We start from the raw sequence: 21,494 nt of genomic DNA on the forward strand, positions 1-21,494 counted from the left end.
AACGCGCCAGGCATGCCCTGGAACAATTCTGGCTCGGCCAGCAACAGCACAGCGGCGAAAAGAACCACAACGGCGCAACCAACGCCGCCCCTCACAGAACCCCAGGGCCCCAGGCATGCACAGCTTCCCGCTGACGCCGGCCCACCCCGAGCACATTCATCTCTGAAGCGTTTTTTCGAATGCTCCTTTGGAAAGAGATGAATTTTTAGCGTCCCGCATGGGGCGCTTTTTTTTGCCCGGTATTTACCCCCTCCCCGATTCGACCTGTGGCAATCCCCACATAAACAAAACCCCGCCTGCGTATGACGCAGGCGGGGTTGGGTGAGGCCGATCGCGGGTCAGTCGTTCAGCAGGTCCTGCAGCTCCTGTTCTTCTTCCTTGCGGTGCGCCCAGTGGTACAGCGCCGGCAGCACCAGCAGGGTCAGGGCGGTGGAGGAGATGATGCCGCCGATGACCACGGTGGCCAGCGGCCGCTGCACTTCAGCGCCGGTGCCGGTGGCCAGGGCCATGGGGATGAACCCCAGGGACGCCACCAGGGCGGTCATCAGCACCGGGCGCAGGCGAGTCAGCGCGCCTTCGTTGACCGCCGCCGCGAGCATTCGCCCTTCTTCGCGCAGGTTGCGGATAAAGGCGATCATCACCAGGCCGTTGAGCACCGCCACCCCCGACAGCGCGATGAAGCCCACCCCCGCCGAGATCGACAGCGGGATGTCGCGCAGCCATAGGGCCATGATCCCGCCGGTCAGGGCGAAGGGAATCCCGGTGAACACCAGCAGCCCGTCCTTGAGGTTGTTGAACATCATGAACAACAGGCCGAACACCAGCAGCAGCGCCACCGGCACCACGATCTCCAGGCGCTTGGAGGCTTCCTGCAACTGTTCGAACTGGCCACCCCAGGTGATCCAGTAGCCGGTCGGGATCTTCACCTGATCGCCGATGGCCCGGGTCGCTTCTTCGACGAAGGAGCCCATGTCGCGCCCACGCACGTTGGCGCTGACGATCACCAGGCGCTTGCCGTTCTCGCGGCTGACCTGCGCCGGGCCGAGCACCAGGTCGACGCTGGCGACTTCCGACAGGGCGATGAAACCCAGTTGCCCGTTGACGCTGCCCGCGGCCGCCGCCACCGGAATCAGCAGGCGCGACAGCCCGTCGATATCGGTACGCAGGCTGTCGGACATGCGCACCAGCATGTCGAAGCGCCGGTCGCCCTCGTACAGGATGCCCGCCTTGCGCCCGCCCACGGCAATCGCCACGGCGTCCTGCACATCGCCGACGTTGAGGCCGAAACGGGCCGCCTTGTCACGATCGACATTCACCGTCAGCACCGGCAGGCCGGTGGTCTGCTGCACCTTCACTTCGGCGGCGCCGTCGATCTTCTGCAAGGTCTGCGAGATCGCCTCGGCGGTCTTGTTCAGCACCTCCATGTCATCGCCGAAGACCTTCACCGCGACATCGCTGCGCACCCCGGAAATCAGTTCGTTGAAACGCAGCTGGATCGGTTGCGACAGCTCGTAGACGTTGCCCGGCAGGCTGTTGCTGACCCGTTCGATGTCGGCAATGATCGCCTCGCGCGACTTGCCCGGGTCCGGCCATTGCTCCTTGGGCTTGAGCATCAGGTAGGCATCGGAAATGTTCGGCGGCATCACGTCCGAGGCGATCTCGGCGGTACCGGTACGGGCGAACACCCGCTCGATTTCCGGTATCTGCGCCAGCAGGGTTTTCTCCAGGGTCTTCTGCATTTCCACCGACTGAGTGAGGCTGGCGTCGGGCACGCGCATCGCCTGTTGGGCGAAGTCGCCTTCGCTGAGGCTGGGGATGAACTCGCTGCCCATGCGGCTGGCCACCAGGCCCGAAACCAGCACACTGAGGAAGGCCAGGGCAAAGGCCAGGGAACGATGGCTCATCACCCAGCGCAGCACCGGCTCGTAGCCACGGCGGGCACCACGCATGACGAAATTTTCTTCCTCCTTGACCTTGCCGGTGACGAACAGCGCGATCGCCGCCGGGACGAAAGTCACCGAGAGGATCATCGCCCCCAGAAGGGCTATCACCACGGTGAAGGCCATCGGGTGGAACATCTTCCCGGCCACCCCGGACAGGGCAAAGATCGGCAGGTACACCACCATGATGATCAGCTGCCCGTAGATCAACGCCCGTCGCGCTTCCTTGGCCGCGGCGAAGACTTCGTGCAGGCGTTCGGAACGGGTGAGCATGCGCCCGTGGTGCTGCTGGGCATGGGCCAGGCGGCGGATGGCGTTCTCGACGATCACCACCGCGCCGTCGACGATGATCCCGAAGTCCAGCGCGCCGAGGCTCATCAGGTTGGCGCTGACCTTGTTGGTGAACATGCCGGTGAAGGTGAACAGCATGGCCAGCGGGATCACCATGGCGGTGATCAGCGCGGCGCGGATATTGCCCAGGAACAGGAACAGAATGGCGATGACCAGCAGCGCGCCTTCGATGAGGTTTTTCTTCACCGTGGCCACGGCCTTGTCCACCAGGTTGGTGCGGTCGTACACAGTGACTGCGGTCACACCCTTGGGCAGCGAGCGATTGATCTCGGCGAGTTTTTCCGCCACCACCCGGGACACCGTGCGGCTGTTTTCCCCCACCAGCATGAACACCGTGCCGAGCACCACTTCACGACCGTTCTCGGTGGCCGCGCCGGTGCGCAGCTCACGGCCGATGTCCACGGTGGCCACGTTGCTGACGCGGATCGGCGTGCCGTCCACGGTATTGATCACGATGTTGGCGATGTCCTCGATGGACTTCACCTGCCCCGGTGCGCGAATCAGCAACTGCTGGCCGTTGCGCTCGATGTAGCCGGCGCCGACGTTGGCGTTGTTGCGGTCCAGGGCGGTCATCAGGTCGCCCAGGGTCAGGTTGTAGGCCGCCAGGCGCCTGGGGTCCGGGGCGATCTGATAGAGCTTGGCGAAACCGCCGATGGTGTTGATCTCGGCCACCCCCGGCACGTTGCGCAGCTGCGGGGCGATGACCCAGTCCTGGATCACCCGCAGGTCAGTCGGGGTGTAGGCCGTGCCGTCTTCCTTGAGCGCGCCCGGCTCGGCTTCCACCGTCCAGAAGAAGATCTCGCCGAGGCCGGTGGAGATCGGCCCCATGCTCGCCTCCACGCCTTCGGGCAGCTGTTCGCGGGCCACTTGCAGGCGCTCGTTGACCAGCTGCCGGGCGAAGTACAGGTCGGTGCCTTCCTTGAAGATCACCGTCACCTGGGATAGGCCCGAGCGCGAGGTCGAGCGGGTCTGCTCCAGGCCCGGCAGGCCGGCCATGGCCACCTCCACCGGATAGGTGATGCGCTGCTCGGTTTCCAGCGGCGAGTAGCCGGGCATGCTGGCGTTGACCTGGACCTGCACGTTGGTGATGTCCGGCACCGCGTCGATCGGCAGTTTCTGGTAGCTGCCGATGCCCACGGCGGCCATCAGCAGCACCGCCAGCAGCACGATGATGCGCTGCTCGATGGCGAATTGAATGATGCGTTCAAACATGGGAAGTCACTCTCCAGGGAAACACTCGGTAATGAGGCGGATCAATGGCCGTGCTCGGCCGAGCCTTTGCCCAGTTCGGACTTGAGGATGAAGCTGCCGGAGGTCGCCACCTGGGCACCGGCCGGCAAGCCTTCGCGGACCTCGACGAAGCCGCCTTCGCTGCCGCCCAGCACCACGGGCGTGGCCTGGAAGCCATCGGCGACGCGCACGAACACCGCAGGCTTGTCCTCCACGGTCTGGATCGCGTCTTGCGGCACGGTGACACCGGCCTGATAGGTATCGGTCGCCACCTGCACCGAGACGAACAGCCCCGGCCGCCAGACATCGTCCGGGTTGGGCACCGTGACCCGCACCGTGGCGGTCCGGGTCTGCTCGCCCAGCAGGCTGCCGACATAAGCCACGGTGCCCTGCACCTGGGTGCCCAGCTCGGTGGATTGCACCCGGACCGGCTTGCCCACCCGGACCTTGTTCAGGTCCTTGGGAAACACGCCGAAGGTGACCCAGACCCGGGACAGGTCGGACAGGGTGAAGGCGGCGCTGGTCTCGCCCACCACCTCGCCGACGCTCAGGTGTTTTTCCACCACCACGCCGTCGAACGGCGCGCGCATCTCATAGCGGTTGCCGCCCGCCAGCACCGTGCTGCCGCTCAGGGCATTCATTTTTTGCCGGGCGTTGTTCAGGGCGATTTCGGCTTCCTGCAGGGTCTGGCGCGCCAGCAGGTAATCCTGCTCGGCGGAGATCTGGTCGACCCACAGCTGGCGCTCGCGCTGGAAGGTGGTGCGCGCCAGCTCGACCCGGCGCTCGGCGGCGGCCAGCTCGCTGCGCTGGTCGGAGATCTGCTGGCTGGCGATCACCGCCAGCAGTTCACCCTTCTTCACCGTCTGGCCGAGATTGACCGCCACCGACTCCACCACCCCGGCCGCACGCGGCACTATGTGCGAGGTGCGGTCCTCGTCGAAGCGGATCTCCCCCGGCAGCGTCAGCAAGCTGCTGAGATTGCGCGGTGCGGCCGCGGCCAGTTGAATGTCGGCGGCCTTGATCTGCTCGGCGCTGAGCTCGACCTTGCCCTCTTCCTCGGCATGTCCCTCACCTTCCGATGGCCCCTCCTCACCTTCCTGATGTGCCTCGCCGTCCTTGTGCGTGTCCGCCTTGGTCGCGGGTTTCGCCTGCGCGGCCACCGGCGCCCCCTGGAACAGGTCCTGCCACATCAACCCGGCCACGCCGAGCGCGACCGCCACGGCCAGTGCCATGGCTGTGCTTCGTTTCTTGTCCATGAATGCTCCTGAAAAAATCGACTCGACTCGACGCGTCATCCGGCAACGGCGACGCGTCACGAGGTCTGTGGAAAAAAGAAATCGCCGAGCGCCCGATGCAGTTCATGCAGGCACCAATGGGACGAGGTCTCCTCGGCCCGGACCGGCACGCTGCAGTCCACGAGCAGCAGCCCGCCCAGGCACAACAGGACGAACAACAGCGTTTTCACAGCGTGCGATCGGGGCCGGCGAGGTCGCCGTAGATGCGCTCGATGCGCACCCAGGCGTCGGTGGACTGGGCCACGGCGGCGATGTACTGGGTGCGGGCGCTGATCAGCGTGCGTTGGGCGTCGAGCACTTCGATAAAGTTGAACTTGCCCATCTCGAAGCCACGGGTGGCGGTGTCCACGGCGTTTTGCGCGGCCGGCAGGATCACCTGGTTGAACGACTGCACTTCGTTGCTGGCAGTGCTCCACTGATCGAGAGCCAGCTTGGTTTCGCTGCGCAGGCGCAGCTCAGCGGCGTTGCGCAAATCCCGGGCCTGATCGGCGCGGCGCGCCGCCGACAGCACGTTGCCCTGGTTGCGGTTGAACAGCGGAATCGGCATCGACACCCCGACCAGGTTGACCCGCTCACGCACACTGGCGTCGTACTGGCTGCCCACGCTGATATCGAGATCGGGAATGCGCTGGGCCTTTTCCAGCCCCAGGGACGCTTCGCGCTGCACCACCTGCATTTCGGCCAGGCGCAGTTCGGTGGTCTGTTGCAGGCGCGCCAGCAATTGCGCCGAAGGCGGCAGCGAGGGCAGCCCGCTGGCTGGCTCCGCGACGGCGTTGAAGTCGGTGGTGGCAGCGCCGGTTACGGTCGCCAGTTGCCGATAGGCGTTAGTCCGATCCATCTCGGCGCGACTCAACTCCAGGCGGACTTCCGACAGCTGGACCTGGGCGCGGGTGGCTTCCACGGGCGAGGCCTTGCCGGCACTCACCCGCCCCTTGGCCACCGTCAGCCCGCGCTCGGCCAGGGCCAGGGAACGCCCAGCCAGATCGCTGCGCTCCTGGGCACGCAAGGCGCCGTAGAAAGCCGCGATCACATCGGCGCGCAGCTGGTTGCGCTGGCGCTCCAGCTCCAGCGCCGCGGCATCCTGGGCACGGCTGGCGACATCGATGCGCGCCCCGCGCTTGCCGCCCAGTTCCAGGGTCTGGCTGAGCTTGACGGTGGTGGTGCGCGAGCTGCGGCGGGTGTCTTCGGCGTCCCAGGACAACACCGGGTTGGGGATCAAGCCCGCCTGCTGCCGGCCGCCCTGGGCGATGTCGATTTCCCAGCGCGCGGCCGCCAGTTCAGGGTTGTTGGCGAAGGCGTCGGCCAGGGCGTTGTCGAGGCTCAGCACCCGGCCCTCGGACGCCGCGGCTTCCTGCAGCGCGGCACTGGCCAACAACAGGACGCCGGACAATGCCCCGACTATCCAGGTAAGTTTTTTAATGGTGGTTGGCATAACGCTTTCTGGCCCCTTACCGGTACAGAGTGACGGCGGAGGCTGGGCGGCGCGAGGAAGTTGAACCGGCACGACGCATCCACACTCCACCCATAAAACAACTAACAGGTGAGTATTTAGTGCCGGCCAAATGTAGCCTTCGGTACTTATCGACAGGGTGGCGCAAAGATTACAAATCCGTTAGCAAACGCTCTGCCACGGGCTTCTGTATTAACATCCCGGCCATCGACCCGAGAGCAAGTGCAATAAACCAACAACTTGAAATATAGAGAAACAACTTCTCCCCGCACGACACTTCGAAACTTTTAAATCCAGAACCTCTAATCCAGAACTTTGAAACTCGAAACTTGAATCATCCAGCCCGTTACTTCCAACGAAGTTATTGGACTTCCCCACTGCATTAAACACCGAGGCTAATTCAGCATGCGCATTCTGGTGATCGAGGATGAACCGAAAACCGCCGACTACTTGCATCAGGGATTGAGCGAAAGCGGCTACGTCGTCGATTGCGCCAACAACGGCGCCGACGGCCTGCACCTGACCCGCCAGCACGCCTACGACCTGGTGATTCTCGACGTCAATCTGCCGGAGCTGGACGGTTGGGGCGTGCTGCAGCGCATTCGCCAGAACAGTAATACGCGGATCATGATGCTCACCGCCCAGGGGCGCCTGGTGGACCGGATCAAGGGCCTGGACCTAGGCGCCGACGATTACCTGGTCAAGCCGTTCGAATTCCCCGAGCTGCTGGCGCGGGTGCGCAGCCTGTTGCGGCGCAGCGAGCAGTCACCGACACCCGACGTGCTGCGGGTGGCCGACCTGGAACTGGACCAGGGCCGCCACAGGGCCTTTCGCGGCAAGCAACGCATCGACCTGACCACCAAGGAGTTCGCCCTGCTGCACCTGCTGATGCGCCAGAGCGGCGTGGTGCTGTCGCGGACCCAGATCATCTCGTTCGTGTGGGACATGAACTTCGATTGCGACACCAATGTGGTGGAAGTCTCGATCCGCCGCCTGCGGGCCAAGATCGACGACCCGTTCGAGAGCAAACTTATCCACACCCTGCGCGGCGTCGGTTACGTGCTCGAAGAGCGAGATTGATAGCGCCCGCTGCGTCGGGATACCACCCAGACCGATCGCAGCCTCGCGCTGCTCGACAGCGGCTACAAGGGCGCAACCCGATAGTTACGCGATCGATGTAGCCGCTGCCGAAGGCTGCGATAGGTCCGTAGGACCTCCTGCGAGCTCAAGAGCGGCGCCCGCTTCGCGGTCGTTCGCAGCCTCGCAGGCTCGGCAGCGGCTACAGGGTATGGAGCCCGATGCGCCGGGGAATCAATGCACGTGCTCTTCGTGCCCCTGTTCGTGAAAGCCGGCCTGCTCGACCTGGACCGTCACATGGGAGATATCAAAGCGCTCGTGCATCAGCTCGGTGACCTCGTCGAGGATCTGCTGTTCGCTGCGCCGTCCCAGGTCGGCCACCAGGTGCGTGCTCATCACGTTCTTGCCGCTGGTCAGGGCCCACAGGTGCAGGTCGTGGACCTCGGTCACTCCGTCGATGGCGCGGATGCCCTGCTCGACCTGGTCGATATCGATGCCGTCCGGCACGCCTTGCAGCAGCACGTTCATGCTCTCCTTGAGCAGCGTCCAGGTACGCGGCAGCACCCAGAAACCGATGGCCGCCGCCACCAGCGAATCGACCCAGCCCCAGCCGGTGTACATGATCACCAAGGCTGCGACGATCACGCCGATGGAGCCGAGCATGTCGCTCCAGACTTCCAGGTAGGCGCCCTTGACGTTGAGGCTTTCGGCGCTCGCCGAGGCCAGCAGGCGCATGGAAATCAGGTTGACGATCAGCCCCAGCACCGCGATCACCAGCATGCCCGTGGACTGGATTTCCGCTGGCGCGGACAGGCGCTGCCAAGCCTCGAACAGGATGTAGAAGGCCACCACGAACAACAGGATGGCGTTGAACGCCGCGGCAAGAATCTCGAAACGCGCATAACCGAAGGTGCGCTTGCGATCGGCCGCGCGCTTGCCGACCTGGATCGCCACCAGGGAGATCGCCAGCGCCAGCGCGTCGGTCATCATATGGGCGGCATCGGACAGCAGCGCCAGGCTGCCGGTGATAAAGGCACCGATCACCTCGGCAATCATGAAACTGCCGGTCAGCCCCAGGGCCATCCATAACTTGCGTTCGTGTCCGGCCCGAACCTGTCCGTGACTGTGCCCTGCGCCCATGAAAGCCCCCGCCTGTGAAAATCGTCGTGGCTGATGATAGCCGGCCTGGGCAGCGCACCCCGGCAAAATGACGCAATGGTCATACTGCTGCCATCTGACCGTTATGCGTAACGGTTTTCAGCGCCCCAGCCGCGCCATCACCGCAAGCATGCCCGGGCGCTGGGCAGCCCATTCCTCGCGGGTGATGCCGAGCAGCATCACATCGATGCGCTGGCCGTCTTTCTCGACGTTCTGCCGGCGCACGCCCTCGAGGGTGAAACCGAACTTCTGGTGCAGGCGGATCACCGCCTGGTTCAGCGCCAGCACCTCGCAGTTGAGCTTTTCCAGGCCGGCCGCGCCGAAGGCATGGTCGAGCAACCAGAATTCCAGCTGGCTGCCCAGGCCCTTGCCCTGCAAGCCGCTGTCCAGGTAGAAGGCCCAGTCGGCGCACTTGTGCAGGGCATTGATCGCGTTCAGCGACACCACGCCGCAGGCGATTCCCTCTTGCAGCACCACGAACACCGACTGGCGCGGGTTGCCCACCAGCGAGGCGAGCCAGGCACGGTGTTCGGCCTCGGAAATTTCGTGGGAGGTGTACATGTACTTGCGCACGTCCGGTTGGTTGCGCAGCTCGCGCACACGCGCCTGCACCTGTGCACAAGTCTCGAGTATCGGCACGACCTGCATGCAGGGCTCCTGGTCTGAAACGGATGCCCCACAGCCTAGGGGCAACGGTGCCCGGCGGCAATTCAAAAGATCCCGGTACCCGACGCGGACTTGCGCCGGCGCAGCCCATGCAGGCCCAGGCACACCAGGCTGGTGCCGAAGGCTACGATCAATATGCCCCGCGGCGTCTCACGCTCGCGGCGGCTGTCCAGGCATTCCATGGCGTTGGAGCATTGCGCGATGCACAGCTCCTCGCCATCGAGGGTGCAGCTCAGCACCGCATCGCGCAGGTAGGTGAAGTGCAGTGTCCGGCCCCGGAGCGGGCCATCGCCGGAGCGCAGATAGGTGATGCCACGAACCACCTTGAGCCGGGTGTATTCGCCACTGTCCGCGTCCTCTATCAGCATCCCGCCACGGTCGGCATACAGCACCTTGCCGCTGAGGGATTCGACGTTGGCCCCGTCCAGCCCATAGTCGACAAAGTTGAAGATCCACAGATGAAGCAGGGCCATGAACAGGCCGATGGCAAAGGACAACCACGCCGCCTGCAGCAGCGAGGGCAACGTGGAGAAATCACGCAGGGAACAAAGGACGGACCGGATCAAGGCAGCTCCCGAAAACTGGCGCGTGGACCGCGCTTTTTTTCGAGAGATTAGCGGGTAAATGGGCCTTGGCTAAGCGTAACTTTCACGGGCATTTACCCGGTAAAAAGCCGGGTTGGCGGCGAAGGCTCTAGTCCGCGCGCGCCGGCGTCTGCAGGTGTTTCTGGAGGCAAAAAATTTCCCCCGCGGGAGCGCTCGCTTGCTCGCGAAAGAGCCTCAGGACCCCGCACAAACCCCAGGCACCGCACTCCCCGTCAGCTTCGGCATGCGCGCCCCAAAATAGCCGGCGCTGATGACCCCGACCGCGCCCATCACCGCGCAATACATCACGCAGATCCATGGGCTCCAGGGCATCAGGCCGATCAGCAGCAAGGGCGTGGTGCTCGCCCACAGCGCGTAGGCGATGTTGTAGGTAAAGGAGATGCCGGACACGCGGATCCGCGCCGGAAACAGCCCGACCATCACCGACGGCACCGCGCCCACCACGCCACAACCAAGGCCGGCGATGGCGTAGGCCAGGCCGACCCAGTCGCCACCGCCGATCAGGCAGCCGTAGAGCAGGCCGATGCCCAGCGGCAGCAGCAGGCTGTAGAGCATCACCGTGCGCCAGGCGCCGATGCGGTCGACGATCAGCCCGGCCAGCACGCAACCGATATTCAGGAACACGATGCCCAGGCTGCTCAGGGCGAAGGTGTGGCTGGCGCTCATGCCGAAGGTTTTCTGCATCATGGTCGGGGTGATGACCACGAACACCACCACCGCGGAGGTCAGCACGCAGGTGAGAATCGCCGCCGGCAACAGGGCCAGGCGATGCTCGCGCAGCACGGTGCGCAGCGGCAGCTCGACGGCGCTGTCGCGTTGCTCCTGCATGGCCATGAACACCGGGGTTTCGCTGAGCCAGCGGCGCAGCCAGACGCCGATCACGCCGAACACCCCACCGAGCAGGAACGGGTAACGCCAGGCGTGATCGAGGATTTCCGCCGGGGTGAAGAGCTGCGCCAGCAGGGTCGCGGTCAGCGCGCCGATCAGGTAGCCGAAGGTCAGCCCGGCCTGCAGAAAGCCCAGGGCGTAACCGCGATGGCCGGCCGGCGCGTGCTCGGCAACGAACACCCAGGCGCTCGGCACCTCGCCGCCCACCGCCGCGCCTTGCAGCACCCGCAGCGCCAGCAGCAACAGCGGCGCGAAATAACCGATCTGCGCATAGGTCGGCATGATGCCGATCAGCAGGCACGGCAGGGCCATCATCAGGATGCTCAGGCTGAACACCTTCTTGCGCCCCAGGCGGTCGGCGAAGTGCGCCATGAGAATGCCGCCCAGCGGCCGCGCCAGGTAGCCGGTGACGAAGATCCCGAAGCTCTGCAACAGCCGCAGCCACTCGGGCATTTCCGGCGGGAAGAACAGCTGGCTCAGGGTCAGGGCGAAAAATACGAAGATGATGAAATCGTAGATTTCCAGGGCGCCGCCCAGTGCCGCCAGGCCCAGGGTCTTGTAGTCGGACCGGGAAAACGGCGCCGGCCGCGCGTCAGGGGAAAAGGACATAAAGCCACTCGGTGTTGGGCAGAATTCAAGGCGCCCATGGTCTACGCAAACGCCGCGAGGGACAACCGCAACACCCTTCTGGGTCGGTTTTTAGCGCGATCCTGTGCATTGAATCGGCGCCGCGGACGCCAATAATCGGCGACTTTCCCACCCGCAACAGGAAAGCCGCCATGAGCATCCATACCCGCAGCAAACGCCTGACCGTGCCGCAACTGGTGGCCATGAAAGGCCAGCAGAAGATCGTCTCCCTGACTGCCTACACCAGCCACATGGCGCGGCTGATGGACCCCTTCGTCGATTTCGTGCTGATCGGCGACTCCACGGCCATGGTCGGCTACGGCCGCACCTCCACCCTGGACATGAGCCTGGAAGAGATCATCGGCCACACCCGCGCCGTGGTCGCCAGCACCCGGCTGGCCTGCGTGATCGCCGACATGCCGTTCGGCAGTTACCAGGAGTCGCCGCAACAGGCCTACCGCAACTGTGCCGAGGTGCTGGCGCGCACCGGCTGTGACGCGCTCAAGCTCGAAGGCGGGCAGGCCCTGGCGCCGACCCTGGAGTTCCTGGTGCAGCGCGGGATTCCGGTGATGGCCCATATCGGCCTGATGCCCCAGTACGTGAACGTCATGGGCGGCTTCAAGGCCCAGGGCCTGAACGATGGCACCGCCCAGGCCATCGAGGCCGACGCCCGCGCCCACCTCGAAGCCGGGGCATTCAGCCTGTTGCTGGAAGGGGTGGCGGAAAACCTCGCGCGGCGTATCAGCGACTTCTCGGCGATGCCGACCATCGGCATCGGCGCCTCCCCCGCCTGCGACGGCCAGGTGCTGGTGACCGAAGACCTGCTGGGCCTGGGCGGGCCCCAGGTTCCGCGCTTCGTCAAACAGTACGCCGATGCCGGGGCGCTGATCAGCCAGGCCTGCGAGCAGTTCGCCGCCGAGGTGCGCGACGGCCGCTTCCCCGAGGCGCGGCACTGCTACGGCGTCTGATCGATGACCCGGGCCAGCCGTTGCACCGCGCCGGCGATGTCCTGACGCCAGTCGAGGGTGAAGCTCAGGCGCAGGTGATGGCGCCAGAGGCCTTGCTGGCTGAACATCTGCCCCGGGGCGATAACGATGCCCTGGCCCAGCAGTTGCTCATAGACCTGGGCCATATCCACCGGGCGCGTGGCCTCGGCCCAGAGGGTCGCGCCCCCAGCCGGGGTAACTACCCGCAGTTGCTCGGCGGCGTGTTCGGCCAGCAGCGCCTGCATCTGGCCCATGCGTTCGCGCAGCAGGCCGCGCAGTTGAGTCAGGTGCTGATCGACACGGCCGCTGCCCAGCAGCTTGGCCACGGCCTTCTGACGGATCGGCGACAGGCGGAACGCGCGCTCGAGAAAGTGCCGCTGCAACCTAGCACCCTGGCCCCGACACAGCACATAACTGAAGGGCGCCTCGGAACCAATGAACTTGTCGAAAGTGGAAAACACCAGCAGCCGTTCGGGATCGGCGTAATCGCGATACCGCGCCGGCTCCGGGGTGAAGCAGAACTCGCCATAGCTGTCATTTTCCAACAACCAGATGCCGCGCTCCCCCAGCCAGCGGCACAGCTGCTGTTTGTCCGCCGCGGGCATCAGGCTGCCGTGGGGCGTATTCAACGTCGAGGACAGCAGCGCCAGGCGCACCGGCTCGCGTTGCAGCACCTCATGCAGCCGCTGTCGATCGAAACGCCCTTCGGCATCCAGCGGCAGCTCGATCACCCGGATCTTCGCCGCCTGCAATTGCCGCAGGATCGTCCAGGAACAGGGCGACTCCACCAGGGCGACGCTGCCGTTCAGCTCCAGGGCATCCAGCGACAACGCCAGCACCGCGCGCAGGTCCGTGCCGAGAAACACCTGCTCGGCCTGCCAGTAATCCGTGGTCGAGCGGGTGTAGCGCTCGGCCAGCGCCGTGCGCAGCTCCGCCTCGCCAAACGGCTGGTACAGCGGCGCCTGGGAGCGCGGGTACTGGCGCACCAGCTCGCGCTCGGCCGTCAACAGCGGATTGTCCAGGGACAGCAACATCGCCGGGGCGTCGCTGCACAGCGCCAGCATTCCGGGCTGGCGGGCGTAGGCATAGATCCTGTCCAACAGGTCCGTATCCGACGCCAGCCCTGACGCCGGCATGGGGCGGCTGAAGTAGCCCTGCTTGGGCCGGGCGTAGATCCGCCCTTCGTCCTCCAGCAGACCGTAGGCGTACTTGGTGGTGGAAACCGAGACTTTGAGGCGCTGGGCCAGGGCGCGCAATGACGGCAGGCGCTGCTCGGCCGCGCTGGCGCCGTCCAACCACTCCACCAGGTAGCGGTAGACGGCCTGATAGGCGAAAGGCGTTTCGCGGCTCACCGCTTCAGGCGCCCTTGGCCAGGGCGATCGCCGCCTGGATCGCCGCGCGGGCCTGGGGGCTGTTTTTCCAGCAGCTGGAGCCGACCAGGGCCGAGGCCTGAGTGACGATATCCAGGGCATCGGCCCGGGCCAGTTGGGCGAGGGAATCGATGCCCAGTTGTTCGAGGCGGGCGACCAGGGTTTCGCCGACACCCTTGACCTTGAGCAGCGCCTGGCGTTCTTCGAGCGGGAACGGCATGTACTTCAATCCTTTGCAGTGGGTACCAATTGCCGCATTCTTGCACAGTTTTCGGCCGCCCCAGCCTGAGGCGGCCGACCTCCTGACAATCATAAAAAGACTTGAGGTATCGACGTGTCCACAGACATTGAAGACAGCCGTTCCGCCCGTTTTGCCCTGCGCTGCTCGAACTGGGCCGAGCGCTGGTTCCCCGACTCCTGGGTGTTCGCCGCGCTGGCGGTGGTCATAGTCGCCCTGGCCACCATGGCCATGGGCGCCAAGCCCACCGACACCGCCATGGCCTTCGGCGACGGTTTCTGGAGCCTGATCCCCTTCACCATGCAGATGGCCTTCGTGGTCATCGGCGGTTACGTGGTCGCCAGCTCGCCGCCGGCGGTGAAGCTGATCGACAAACTGGCGCGCATCCCGAAGAACGGCCGCTCCGCCGTGGCCTGGGTGGCGCTGATCTCCATGGTCGCCTCCTTGCTCAACTGGGGCCTGTCCCTGGTGTTCGGTGGCTTGCTGGTGCGGGCCCTGGCCCGGCGCACCGAGCTGCGCATGGACTACCGTGCCGCTGGCGCCGCGGCCTACCTGGGCCTGGGCGCGGTCTGGGCCCTGGGCCTGTCGTCGTCCGCCGCGCAATTGCAGGCCAACCCGGGCAGCCTGCCGCCGTCGATCCTGTCGATCACCGGGGTGATTCCGTTCACCCAGACCATCTTTCTCTGGCAGTCCGGCGTATTGCTGCTGGCCTTGATCGTCGTCTCGCTGGTCATCGCCTACGCCACCGCGCCCGGCCCGAACTCGGCGCGCGACGCCAAGGCCTGCGGCATCGACCCGAGCTTCAGCATGCCCAAGCCACAACCGCGCACCCGCCCCGGCGAGTGGCTGGAATACAGCCCGCTGCTGACCATTCTGCTGGCCTTGCTGGCGGCCGGCTGGCTCTACCACGAGTTCGCCACCAAGCCGGCGATCACCGCGATTTCCGGGCTCAACACCTATAACTTCCTGTTCCTGATGCTCGGCGCGCTGCTGCACTGGCGCCCACGCAGCTTCCTCGAAGCGGTGGCCCGCGCCGTGCCGACCACCACCGGGGTACTGATCCAGTTCCCGCTGTACGGCTCCATCGCGGCCTTGCTGACCGTGGTCAAGGGTGTCGACGGCCAGACCCTGGCCCACCACATCTCGACCTTCTTCGTGCAGATCGCCTCCCACGACACCTACGCGCTGCTGATGGGCATCTACTCGGCGGTGCTGGGCTTCTTCATTCCGTCCGGCGGCGGCAAGTGGATCATCGAGGCGCCCTACGTGATGCAGGTGGCCAATGACCTGCAATATCACCTGGGCTGGGCGGTGCAGATCTACAACGCCGCCGAGGCGCTGCCGAACCTGATCAACCCCTTCTACATGCTGCCGCTGCTGGGGGTGCTGGGGCTCAAGGCGCGGGACCTGATCGGTTTCTCCTTCGTCCAGTTGCTGGTGCACGCGCCGCTGGTGCTGGTGCTGCTGTGGGCGTTGGGTACCACGCTGAGCTATATGCCGCCTGTGGCGCCCTAATCTTTTGCGGGCGACTCGCTCCCCCGCAGGAGCGAGTTTGCTTGCGATAGGCCACCTGACCGAGGGTGCCCGCCATGCCGTCATCGCGGGCAAGCCTCGCTCCTACAGAAGCAGACCTACACCCTTTCCAGCCTCCCCCTACTATCTTCTAAGCCCCGTCCCAGAGCCTTTTCTGTAGTCTTGCCGTCATATTCGGTTGCTACCGTGCAGCCGAAATACTTTGTTACGAATTGATCGAAAGATAATCAGGGACCCGGCATGAGCGACGAAAACTCGAAAGACCCAGAGCACTCCAAGGCCACGGAGCCCCCCACCGACACCAGCCGCCGGCGTTTTCTCGGCGGCGTGGCGGTGCTGGGTGTCGGCGCGACGCTCAGCGCCTGCGGCCACAACGAGCAGACGCCGGGCAAGCCGGTGGAACGCCCGCTGTCGCCCGCCGAGCTGGACCGGGCGTTGCACGACAACGTGAAGAATGTGGTGGTGATCTATGCCGAGAACCGCAGCTTCAACAACCTGTTCGCCGACTTCCCGGGCCTGGAAAAACCGCTCTCGGCCCTCAAGCCCGCCGACTATCAGCAACGCGACCGGGACGGCAGCCTGTTGCCGACCTTGCCGCCGGTCTGGGGCGGTGTCGCCCAGGTCGGGCCCCAGGCCCTGGATGGCGTGACCTACCCGGTCGGTACCCAGTACCAGGAACACCTGCCCAACGCGCCCTTCGCCCTCAAGGGCCCCGATGGCGAAAACCTGCCCCTGAGCCTGGTCACCCGCGACCTGTGGCACGTGTTCTACCAGAACCAGATGCAGATCAACGGCGGCAAGAACGATGGTTTCGTGGCCTGGGCCGACTCCGGCGGCCTGCCCATGGGTTATTACGCCCAGAGCCGCTATGAGCTGCGCCTGTGGGATGTGGCCCGGGAATTCGTGCTGTGCGACAACTTCTTCCAGGGCACCTTCGGCGGCTCGTTTCTCAACCACCAGTACCTGATCAGCGCCGCCGTGCCGTTTTATCCGGATGCGGCCAATTCGGTGGCCAAGCCGCAGATCGCCACCCTGCAGAGCGACGACCCGCTCGACAGCCGCCTCAAGCCGCTGGAGCAATCCCCGGCCAGCGCCATGAGCGGCCCGCCGCAATTCGGCCCGAGCCTGCTGACCCCGGACGGCTACGCGGTCAATACCATGGCCCCGCCCTACTGGCCGACCTGGATCCGCGACCCGCAGCGCCCGGCCTATGCCAAGGCCGACCTGCCCAATGTGCTGGTGCCGCAACGCCACGACACCATCGGCGACAAGCTCTCGCGCAAGGACATCGACTGGGCCTGGTACGCCGGTGCCTGGCAGGTCACGCTGGACGCCTACAAGGATTCGGCGGGGATTCCGAAGATCCCCAACTTCCAGTACCACCACCAGCCGTTCAACTACTTCGCGCAGTTCGGTCCCGAGCAGCCGAACGAACGCAACCACCACCTGCGCGATGGCGGCCTGGGCGACGAGTCGAGCAGCAACCGCTTCCTCGCCGATGCCGAGGCCGGCAAGTTGCCGCCGGTGACGTTCTACAAGCCCCAGGGCAACCTCAACATGCACGCCGGTTATGCCGATGTGGCCGCGGGCGACCGGCATATCGTGCGGGCCCTGAAGGTGCTGCGCGAAAGCCCGCAGTGGCAGCACATGGTGGTGATCGTCACGGTCGATGAAAACGGCGGCTGGTGGGACCACGTCGCCCCGCCCAAGGGCGACCGCTGGGGCCCGGGGACGCGCATCCCGGCGCTGGTGGTGTCGCCGTTCGCCCGCAAGGGCACGGTGGACCATACGGTGTACGACACCGCGTCGATCCTGCGGCTGATCACCCGGGTGTTCCAGCTGGAACCGCTCGACGGCCTCAAGCAACGGGACGCGGCGATGATCGCCCGGGGGCAGGCGCCCATGGGCGACCTGAGCAATGCCCTGCACTTCCCGACCTGAACCGACGGCAGCGGCCGCCCCGGGCGGCCGTTTGCGGGTGCAGAAGAAAGATTTATTCCACCCTTTTCCTTGTCACCCGCTACTGTTTCAGTACGGAACTTACCTCGCATAGATGAGGCTAACGCTGACAAGGAGCCAAGCATGAAACTCGCAACATTATCCCTCCCCCTCGCCGCCCTGACCCTGGGCAGCCTGACCCTGAGCACAGCAGCCCAGGCCAACGTCGATCTGAAGCTGGGCAACACTCAGCGTGTCACCCAACTCTTCTCCTACCCCAACAACTGCAACGTGATCTGCTTCCGCAACTGGACGCTGGAACAGACCGTCGAGCACTACCTGACCCAAAGCGTGAAACGCGACGGCTACAGCACCGCCAAGGTCAGTGTGAAAACCGATAAAAACGAGCTGTACGCCAAGATCAGCGGTGTTCCGAAGGGCTATGGCAAGCCGCTGACCGCCCTGCTGGATGCCGGCGACCTGGCCTACAAGGGCGCCAGCAAACTCAACAGCGACGGCAAATGGACCTACAGCTGGTACCTGTTCCTGCCCCTGGGCATGGCCCTGGAAAACCGCAAGAGCGTCGAGCTGCTGCACTTCCCGCCGGACTACTCGCTGACTCAAGCCCAGGACTACCTGAAATCGGCCACCACCGACCGCTGGGCCACCCTGCTTACCACCAATGGCATTCCCACCGAGCAGACACCGGGCTACCAGACCATCATCGACATTGCGCCGATCGCCGCCCCGGCCACTGCCGGCAAGGACCTGGAAGGCGTCTACGGCTACTTCCAGGACTACCAGACCACCATGGTCAAGCAGATCAGCCAGAATGCCAGCGGCGGCGCCCTGCCGATGGTGGCCTTCGGCGCGCCGGTGCGTAACTGGATCAAGCAGCAGTACGGCGCCACCGTGAGTGTGCTGGGCCTGGCGCAGATCAGCCCGAGCGCGGGCCTGAAAGTGCCGGTGCTGGGTTCCAACCACCCGAGTTACATCTGGTACGCGGCGGACCCGGAGAACTACGACGGCGACGAGGCCAAGGCCGACGCGGCCGGTTTGAAGGTGATGGGGCAGGATTTGAGCGCCGCCTGCTGGCAGGCCGGGATGGGCAGCAAGCCGAGCAGCGATCCGGCGGCACAGCTCAAAAGCTGCACGCAGAACTGGCAGGTGGCCAACAAAGAGCAGACCTGCGCTCTGTTCTACACCTCGATCCGCAAGCTGACGCCGGAGCAGGCCCAGGCCAAGTGCACCACCACGCCGGTGCAGACCCAGTTGAAGCAGCTGAAGGAGCCGGCACCGTCGATGAGTAACGAGGCGCCGCATATCTGACAGGCAGCGCCCGCGGCAATCGCTATAGATCCATCACCAACAGGCCCGCGCCTGCAGGAAGGTACATCTCCTGCAGGCGCGGGCTTGTTCACGATCGGCGTTCAGGGCTTCAGAGCGCCCCGACCGGACGCAGGCGATACTGCGGCGGCAGCTGCTCGAAGCCACTGATGGTGGCGTTCAGGCTCTTCCAGCGACCGTCCTTGATGCCATAGATGCAACCGTGGATCGACAGGCTCTGCCCGCGATGCCAGGCGTTTTGCACAATGCTGGTGTGGCCGACGTTGGCCACTTGCTGGATCACGTTCAGCTCGCAGAGGCGGTCGACCCGCTCTTCCTCGGTGGCCAGTTGCCCCAGCACTTCGCGATGTTCGTAGTACAGGTCGCGAATCGAGCGCAGCCAGCCATCGATCAGGCCCAGCTGACGATCCTGCATCGAGGCGCGCACGCCGCCACAGCCATAGTGGCCGGTGACCAGGATGTGTTTGACCTTGAGCACGTCCACCGCGTACTGGATCACCGACAGGCAATTGAGGTCGGTGTGCAGCACCACGTTGGCCACGTTGCGGTGTACGAACAGATCCCCGGGCAGCATGCCGACGATCTCGTTGGCCGGTACACGGGCGTCCGAACAGCCGATCCACAGGTATTCCGGCGTCTGCTGGCGGGCCAGCTTGGAGAAGAAGTCAGGATCTTCCTGCTTGATCGCTTCGGCCCAACGCTCGTTGTTATCAATCAGGTCTTGTAGTTCGTTCATGCTGTGAAGCCTCAGGATTGATGCGTTGCTATGACAGACGACCGTCTATCGGGGTCACGCGCGTCTGTGCAGATACCGCTTATCCAGCCCGTGGAATCTTGAAGGGTTCTCAGGGTCCACCCTTTAAGCCCGAAAGTATGAGCAACCGTCATGACTGAATCACGACGTCCTTATGGTGCGCCTCAGCCCGAGCCCATCGACGATAACGAAGACCGCATGGGTTCCGTGGAAGAGCTGGATTTCGATGAAGAAGAACCCGGCGCCAGGGTCGGCGACCCTGCTTCCAGCTCTGTGGAGCATCGTACTCCCAACAGGCACATCCATGGCTCCAGCCTGACCGGCAACGCCGAGGATGAGCCCAACGACGATGAGCTGACCCCGGAAAACCTGATCCGCGAAGACGGCGCTCGTTCCGCCCATGAAGCCGGTGAAGACCAGCCGGCCGACTGGGACCTGAGCATTGTCGATGAAGACGATATCGGCGGCGGCAATGGCCTGGACGAAGCCGAACTGGCCCAGCGCGACCCGCTGGACGGCAAACCCTGACCCGTCTGCCCGTAGGAGCAAGGCTTGCCCGCGATAGCGGTGTGTCAGGCAAACCGCTATCGCGGGCAAGCCTCGCTCCTACGATAACGGGCTGATCCTCGCTCAATCCACCAGGGTGCAGGCCATCACCAGCGCATCTTCGCGCCCGCCAGTTGCTGGATAGTAATCACGGCGGCGCCCGACTTCGTTGAAACCGTAGCGTTCGTACAGACGATAGGCGGTCTGGTTGCTGGAACGCACCTCAAGGAAGCATTCGCGCGCGTCTTTCTGGTAGGCGCGCTTCATCAGCTCTTCCAGCAGGCGCAAGCCCAGGCCGCGGCCCTGGTTTTCCGGCTTGACGGTGATATTGAGCAGGTGGGCTTCATCAATGATCACCTGGATCACCCCGTGGCCGACCTGCTGGCTGCCTTCGAACATCAGCCAGACTTCATAGGATTTCAGGGCGTCGGTGAAAATACCGCGGGTCCAGGGATGGCTGAACGCCGCGTATTCGATTTTCAGGATGGTATCCAGATCCGCCTCGGCGGCCTGGCGGAACGATAAAGCGTCACTCATTGCTACTTTTCCAACGCGCCATCAGCCGACGCATGGCTTGCCAGACATCAGCCTTACGCTGTGGCTCTTCCATTAATAGTTCCAGCCCGGGCAGCGCCCAGGCCGAGCCCAGGCCTTCGACCTGGAGTTCACGGTTGTAGGACTGCGCATCGGCCTCGCCCGCGAAACGCACCGCCGGCTGGCCGATCAGCCACAGGCAGACGCAAGGTTCTTCTTCGACCCGCGCCCCGACAAAGGCCTGGACGAAATCCCGCGCCGCCTCCGGACCCTGGTCGAGATTGCCGCGGGTCAGCATCGGCCAGCGCACCGGCTCGGCGAGGATCTGCGGGCTGTCCGGCAAGCCAGCGGCGCGCAGCATGTCCTTGAGCAGCAGATAGGCCGGGTCGCGGCTCTGGAAGGCTTCGCCTGTGGGTAACTCCACCAGCAGCAGGCAACGACCGGCGCGCAGCAATTGCAGGGCGAAACGCGGTGGCGGCACGGGCGGAGCCTTGACCGGCGCCGGAGCCTCCTCGGCCTCCTCCACGGGCTTGCTGACCGGACGAACGGTAGCGCTGGCGGGACGCGGCACTTCGATTTTCGGTCGTTCGGCAGGCTTGGTCACAGGCTCGGCAACCGTTCTGGCCACAGGTGCAGGGGCTGCCGGGGCCTCGACCACGGGCTCGGCAATCACCAGCAACTCGGGACGGGACGGCGCCGCAAAGGGCAATTCGGTGCGCGGCAGCCAGCTGACCACCTGCATGGCGGACAGATAAGCGCGACGGCGGGACTCGATAAGCAAAGGTCGGCCACTTGTGGATAACTGAAGTGGGGGGATTCTACCGTCCTTCGTCGAAGATCGCCCGCAGTTGATTCGTCACAAAAACGCCCGTCCAGCCCATGACAAGACCGAGGGGTGAATCGTCAGCCTTCCGATGCAGTACAATCGCCGCTTTTCATTGCCAACCAGCCGGCCATTCCG

19 protein-coding genes are annotated in these 21,494 nt (G+C 64.8%); 6 read left to right on the forward strand and 13 right to left on the reverse strand.

Going from position 1 to position 21,494, the window contains the following annotated elements; all coding sequences use genetic code 11:
- Positions 1-338: 338 nt before the first annotated feature.
- The 4 genes from C4K38_RS27060 to C4K38_RS27070 are packed head-to-tail and all read right to left on the reverse strand — an operon-like array spanning position 339 to position 6,248.
- A complete protein-coding gene (locus C4K38_RS27060; protein WP_053280907.1) occupies positions 339-3,503 on the reverse strand; it encodes an efflux RND transporter permease subunit in 3,165 nt (1,054 codons plus the stop codon).
- 41 nt (positions 3,504-3,544) lie between these two features.
- The gene (locus tag C4K38_RS27065) at positions 3,545-4,777 is read right to left on the reverse strand and encodes an efflux RND transporter periplasmic adaptor subunit (protein ID WP_053280908.1); all 1,233 of its coding nucleotides are present in this window, start codon (positions 4,775-4,777) and stop codon (positions 3,545-3,547) included.
- A 56-nt stretch (positions 4,778-4,833) separates the two neighbouring features.
- A complete protein-coding gene (locus C4K38_RS32425) occupies positions 4,834-4,986 on the reverse strand; it encodes a hypothetical protein (protein WP_155772906.1) in 153 nt (50 codons plus the stop codon).
- A complete protein-coding gene (locus tag C4K38_RS27070) occupies positions 4,983-6,248 on the reverse strand; it encodes a TolC family protein (RefSeq protein ID WP_053280909.1) in 1,266 nt (421 codons plus the stop codon). Before C4K38_RS27070 ends, C4K38_RS32425 begins: the two co-directional genes overlap by 4 nt.
- Before the next feature lie 423 nt (positions 6,249-6,671).
- On the opposite strand from C4K38_RS27070, the gene C4K38_RS27075 reads away from it, so the two are divergent.
- Positions 6,672-7,346 carry a heavy metal response regulator transcription factor gene (locus C4K38_RS27075; protein WP_007930804.1) on the forward strand — a complete coding sequence of 225 codons (675 nt, stop codon included), beginning with the start codon at positions 6,672-6,674 and terminating at the stop codon, positions 7,344-7,346.
- 231 nt (positions 7,347-7,577) lie between these two features.
- On the opposite strand, the gene C4K38_RS27080 is transcribed toward C4K38_RS27075, so the two are convergent.
- The 4 genes from C4K38_RS27080 to C4K38_RS27095 all read right to left on the reverse strand — a co-directional run bounded on the left by C4K38_RS27080 (position 7,578) and on the right by C4K38_RS27095 (position 11,269).
- Positions 7,578-8,483 (reverse strand): cation diffusion facilitator family transporter, encoded by a 906-nt coding sequence (locus tag C4K38_RS27080; RefSeq protein ID WP_053280910.1) that lies wholly within the window; start codon positions 8,481-8,483, stop codon positions 7,578-7,580.
- A gap of 117 nt (positions 8,484-8,600) precedes the next feature.
- Positions 8,601-9,149, reverse strand: a complete 549-nt coding sequence (gene pseH / locus C4K38_RS27085; protein ID WP_053280911.1) for a UDP-4-amino-4,6-dideoxy-N-acetyl-beta-L-altrosamine N-acetyltransferase — start codon at positions 9,147-9,149, stop codon at positions 8,601-8,603.
- Between the two features lie 62 nt (positions 9,150-9,211).
- Positions 9,212-9,733, reverse strand: a complete 522-nt coding sequence (locus C4K38_RS27090) for a hypothetical protein (RefSeq protein ID WP_231998590.1) — start codon at positions 9,731-9,733, stop codon at positions 9,212-9,214.
- A 213-nt stretch (positions 9,734-9,946) separates the two neighbouring features.
- A complete protein-coding gene (locus C4K38_RS27095) occupies positions 9,947-11,269 on the reverse strand; it encodes an MFS transporter (protein WP_053280912.1) in 1,323 nt (440 codons plus the stop codon).
- A gap of 170 nt (positions 11,270-11,439) precedes the next feature.
- On the opposite strand from C4K38_RS27095, the gene panB reads away from it, so the two are divergent.
- A complete protein-coding gene (gene panB / locus C4K38_RS27100) occupies positions 11,440-12,255 on the forward strand; it encodes a 3-methyl-2-oxobutanoate hydroxymethyltransferase (RefSeq protein ID WP_053280913.1) in 816 nt (271 codons plus the stop codon).
- On the opposite strand, the gene C4K38_RS27105 is transcribed toward panB, so the two are convergent.
- The gene (locus C4K38_RS27105) at positions 12,243-13,625 is read right to left on the reverse strand and encodes an aminotransferase-like domain-containing protein (protein WP_053280914.1); all 1,383 of its coding nucleotides are present in this window, start codon (positions 13,623-13,625) and stop codon (positions 12,243-12,245) included. The genes panB and C4K38_RS27105 overlap by 13 nt on opposite strands.
- A gap of 4 nt (positions 13,626-13,629) precedes the next feature.
- Positions 13,630-13,863 (reverse strand): Pathogenicity locus, encoded by a 234-nt coding sequence (locus tag C4K38_RS27110; protein WP_053280915.1) that lies wholly within the window; start codon positions 13,861-13,863, stop codon positions 13,630-13,632.
- A gap of 114 nt (positions 13,864-13,977) precedes the next feature.
- On the opposite strand from C4K38_RS27110, the gene C4K38_RS27115 reads away from it, so the two are divergent.
- The 3 genes from C4K38_RS27115 to C4K38_RS27125 all read left to right on the forward strand — a co-directional run bounded on the left by C4K38_RS27115 (position 13,978) and on the right by C4K38_RS27125 (position 18,681).
- Positions 13,978-15,396 carry a short-chain fatty acid transporter gene (locus tag C4K38_RS27115; protein ID WP_053269933.1) on the forward strand — a complete coding sequence of 473 codons (1,419 nt, stop codon included), beginning with the start codon at positions 13,978-13,980 and terminating at the stop codon, positions 15,394-15,396.
- A 258-nt stretch (positions 15,397-15,654) separates the two neighbouring features.
- Positions 15,655-17,355 (forward strand): acid phosphatase, encoded by a 1,701-nt coding sequence (locus tag C4K38_RS27120; protein ID WP_053280916.1) that lies wholly within the window; start codon positions 15,655-15,657, stop codon positions 17,353-17,355.
- 141 nt (positions 17,356-17,496) lie between these two features.
- Complete coding sequence (locus C4K38_RS27125) at positions 17,497-18,681, forward strand: hypothetical protein (protein WP_053280917.1); 1,185 nt, start codon at positions 17,497-17,499, stop codon at positions 18,679-18,681.
- Between the two features lie 109 nt (positions 18,682-18,790).
- Here the strand turns inward: C4K38_RS27125 and can are convergent, their stop codons facing one another.
- Positions 18,791-19,435 (reverse strand): carbonate dehydratase, encoded by a 645-nt coding sequence (gene can, locus C4K38_RS27130; RefSeq protein ID WP_009050866.1) that lies wholly within the window; start codon positions 19,433-19,435, stop codon positions 18,791-18,793.
- Positions 19,436-19,585: 150 nt separating this feature from the next.
- Here can and C4K38_RS27135 point away from each other — a divergent pair, with 150 nt between their 5' ends.
- Positions 19,586-19,981, forward strand: a complete 396-nt coding sequence (locus C4K38_RS27135; protein WP_053280918.1) for a hypothetical protein — start codon at positions 19,586-19,588, stop codon at positions 19,979-19,981.
- Positions 19,982-20,083: 102 nt separating this feature from the next.
- Here C4K38_RS27135 and rimI read toward each other — a convergent pair whose 3' ends face one another.
- Positions 20,084-20,536, reverse strand: a complete 453-nt coding sequence (gene rimI / locus C4K38_RS27140; protein ID WP_053280919.1) for a ribosomal protein S18-alanine N-acetyltransferase — start codon at positions 20,534-20,536, stop codon at positions 20,084-20,086.
- Complete coding sequence (locus C4K38_RS27145; RefSeq protein ID WP_053280920.1) at positions 20,529-21,314, reverse strand: hypothetical protein; 786 nt, start codon at positions 21,312-21,314, stop codon at positions 20,529-20,531. The genes rimI and C4K38_RS27145 overlap by 8 nt, the downstream gene beginning before the upstream one ends.
- Positions 21,315-21,494 lie beyond the last annotated feature (180 nt).

Source organism: Pseudomonas chlororaphis subsp. piscium (assembly GCF_003850345.1).
In the GTDB taxonomy this organism is placed as follows: domain Bacteria; phylum Pseudomonadota; class Gammaproteobacteria; order Pseudomonadales; family Pseudomonadaceae; genus Aquipseudomonas; species Aquipseudomonas piscium.

Excerpts from the sequence above, each read along its gene's own strand:
- C4K38_RS27060 (WP_053280907.1), bottom strand. The coding sequence starts at position 3,503 with ATGTTTGAACGCATCATTCAATTCGCCATCGAGCAGCGCATCATCGTG.
- C4K38_RS27065 (WP_053280908.1), bottom strand. The coding sequence starts at position 4,777 with ATGGACAAGAAACGAAGCACAGCCATGGCACTGGCCGTGGCGGTCGCG.
- C4K38_RS27070 (WP_053280909.1), bottom strand. The coding sequence starts at position 6,248 with ATGCCAACCACCATTAAAAAACTTACCTGGATAGTCGGGGCATTGTCC.
- C4K38_RS27075 (WP_007930804.1), top strand. The coding sequence starts at position 6,672 with ATGCGCATTCTGGTGATCGAGGATGAACCGAAAACCGCCGACTACTTG.
- C4K38_RS27080 (WP_053280910.1), bottom strand. The coding sequence starts at position 8,483 with ATGGGCGCAGGGCACAGTCACGGACAGGTTCGGGCCGGACACGAACGC.
- pseH (WP_053280911.1), bottom strand. The coding sequence starts at position 9,149 with ATGCAGGTCGTGCCGATACTCGAGACTTGTGCACAGGTGCAGGCGCGT.
- C4K38_RS27095 (WP_053280912.1), bottom strand. The coding sequence starts at position 11,269 with ATGTCCTTTTCCCCTGACGCGCGGCCGGCGCCGTTTTCCCGGTCCGAC.
- panB (WP_053280913.1), top strand. The coding sequence starts at position 11,440 with ATGAGCATCCATACCCGCAGCAAACGCCTGACCGTGCCGCAACTGGTG.
- C4K38_RS27110 (WP_053280915.1), bottom strand. The coding sequence starts at position 13,863 with ATGCCGTTCCCGCTCGAAGAACGCCAGGCGCTGCTCAAGGTCAAGGGT.
- C4K38_RS27120 (WP_053280916.1), top strand. The coding sequence starts at position 15,655 with ATGAGCGACGAAAACTCGAAAGACCCAGAGCACTCCAAGGCCACGGAG.
- C4K38_RS27125 (WP_053280917.1), top strand. The coding sequence starts at position 17,497 with ATGAAACTCGCAACATTATCCCTCCCCCTCGCCGCCCTGACCCTGGGC.
- can (WP_009050866.1), bottom strand. The coding sequence starts at position 19,435 with ATGAACGAACTACAAGACCTGATTGATAACAACGAGCGTTGGGCCGAA.
- C4K38_RS27135 (WP_053280918.1), top strand. The coding sequence starts at position 19,586 with ATGACTGAATCACGACGTCCTTATGGTGCGCCTCAGCCCGAGCCCATC.
- rimI (WP_053280919.1), bottom strand. The coding sequence starts at position 20,536 with ATGAGTGACGCTTTATCGTTCCGCCAGGCCGCCGAGGCGGATCTGGAT.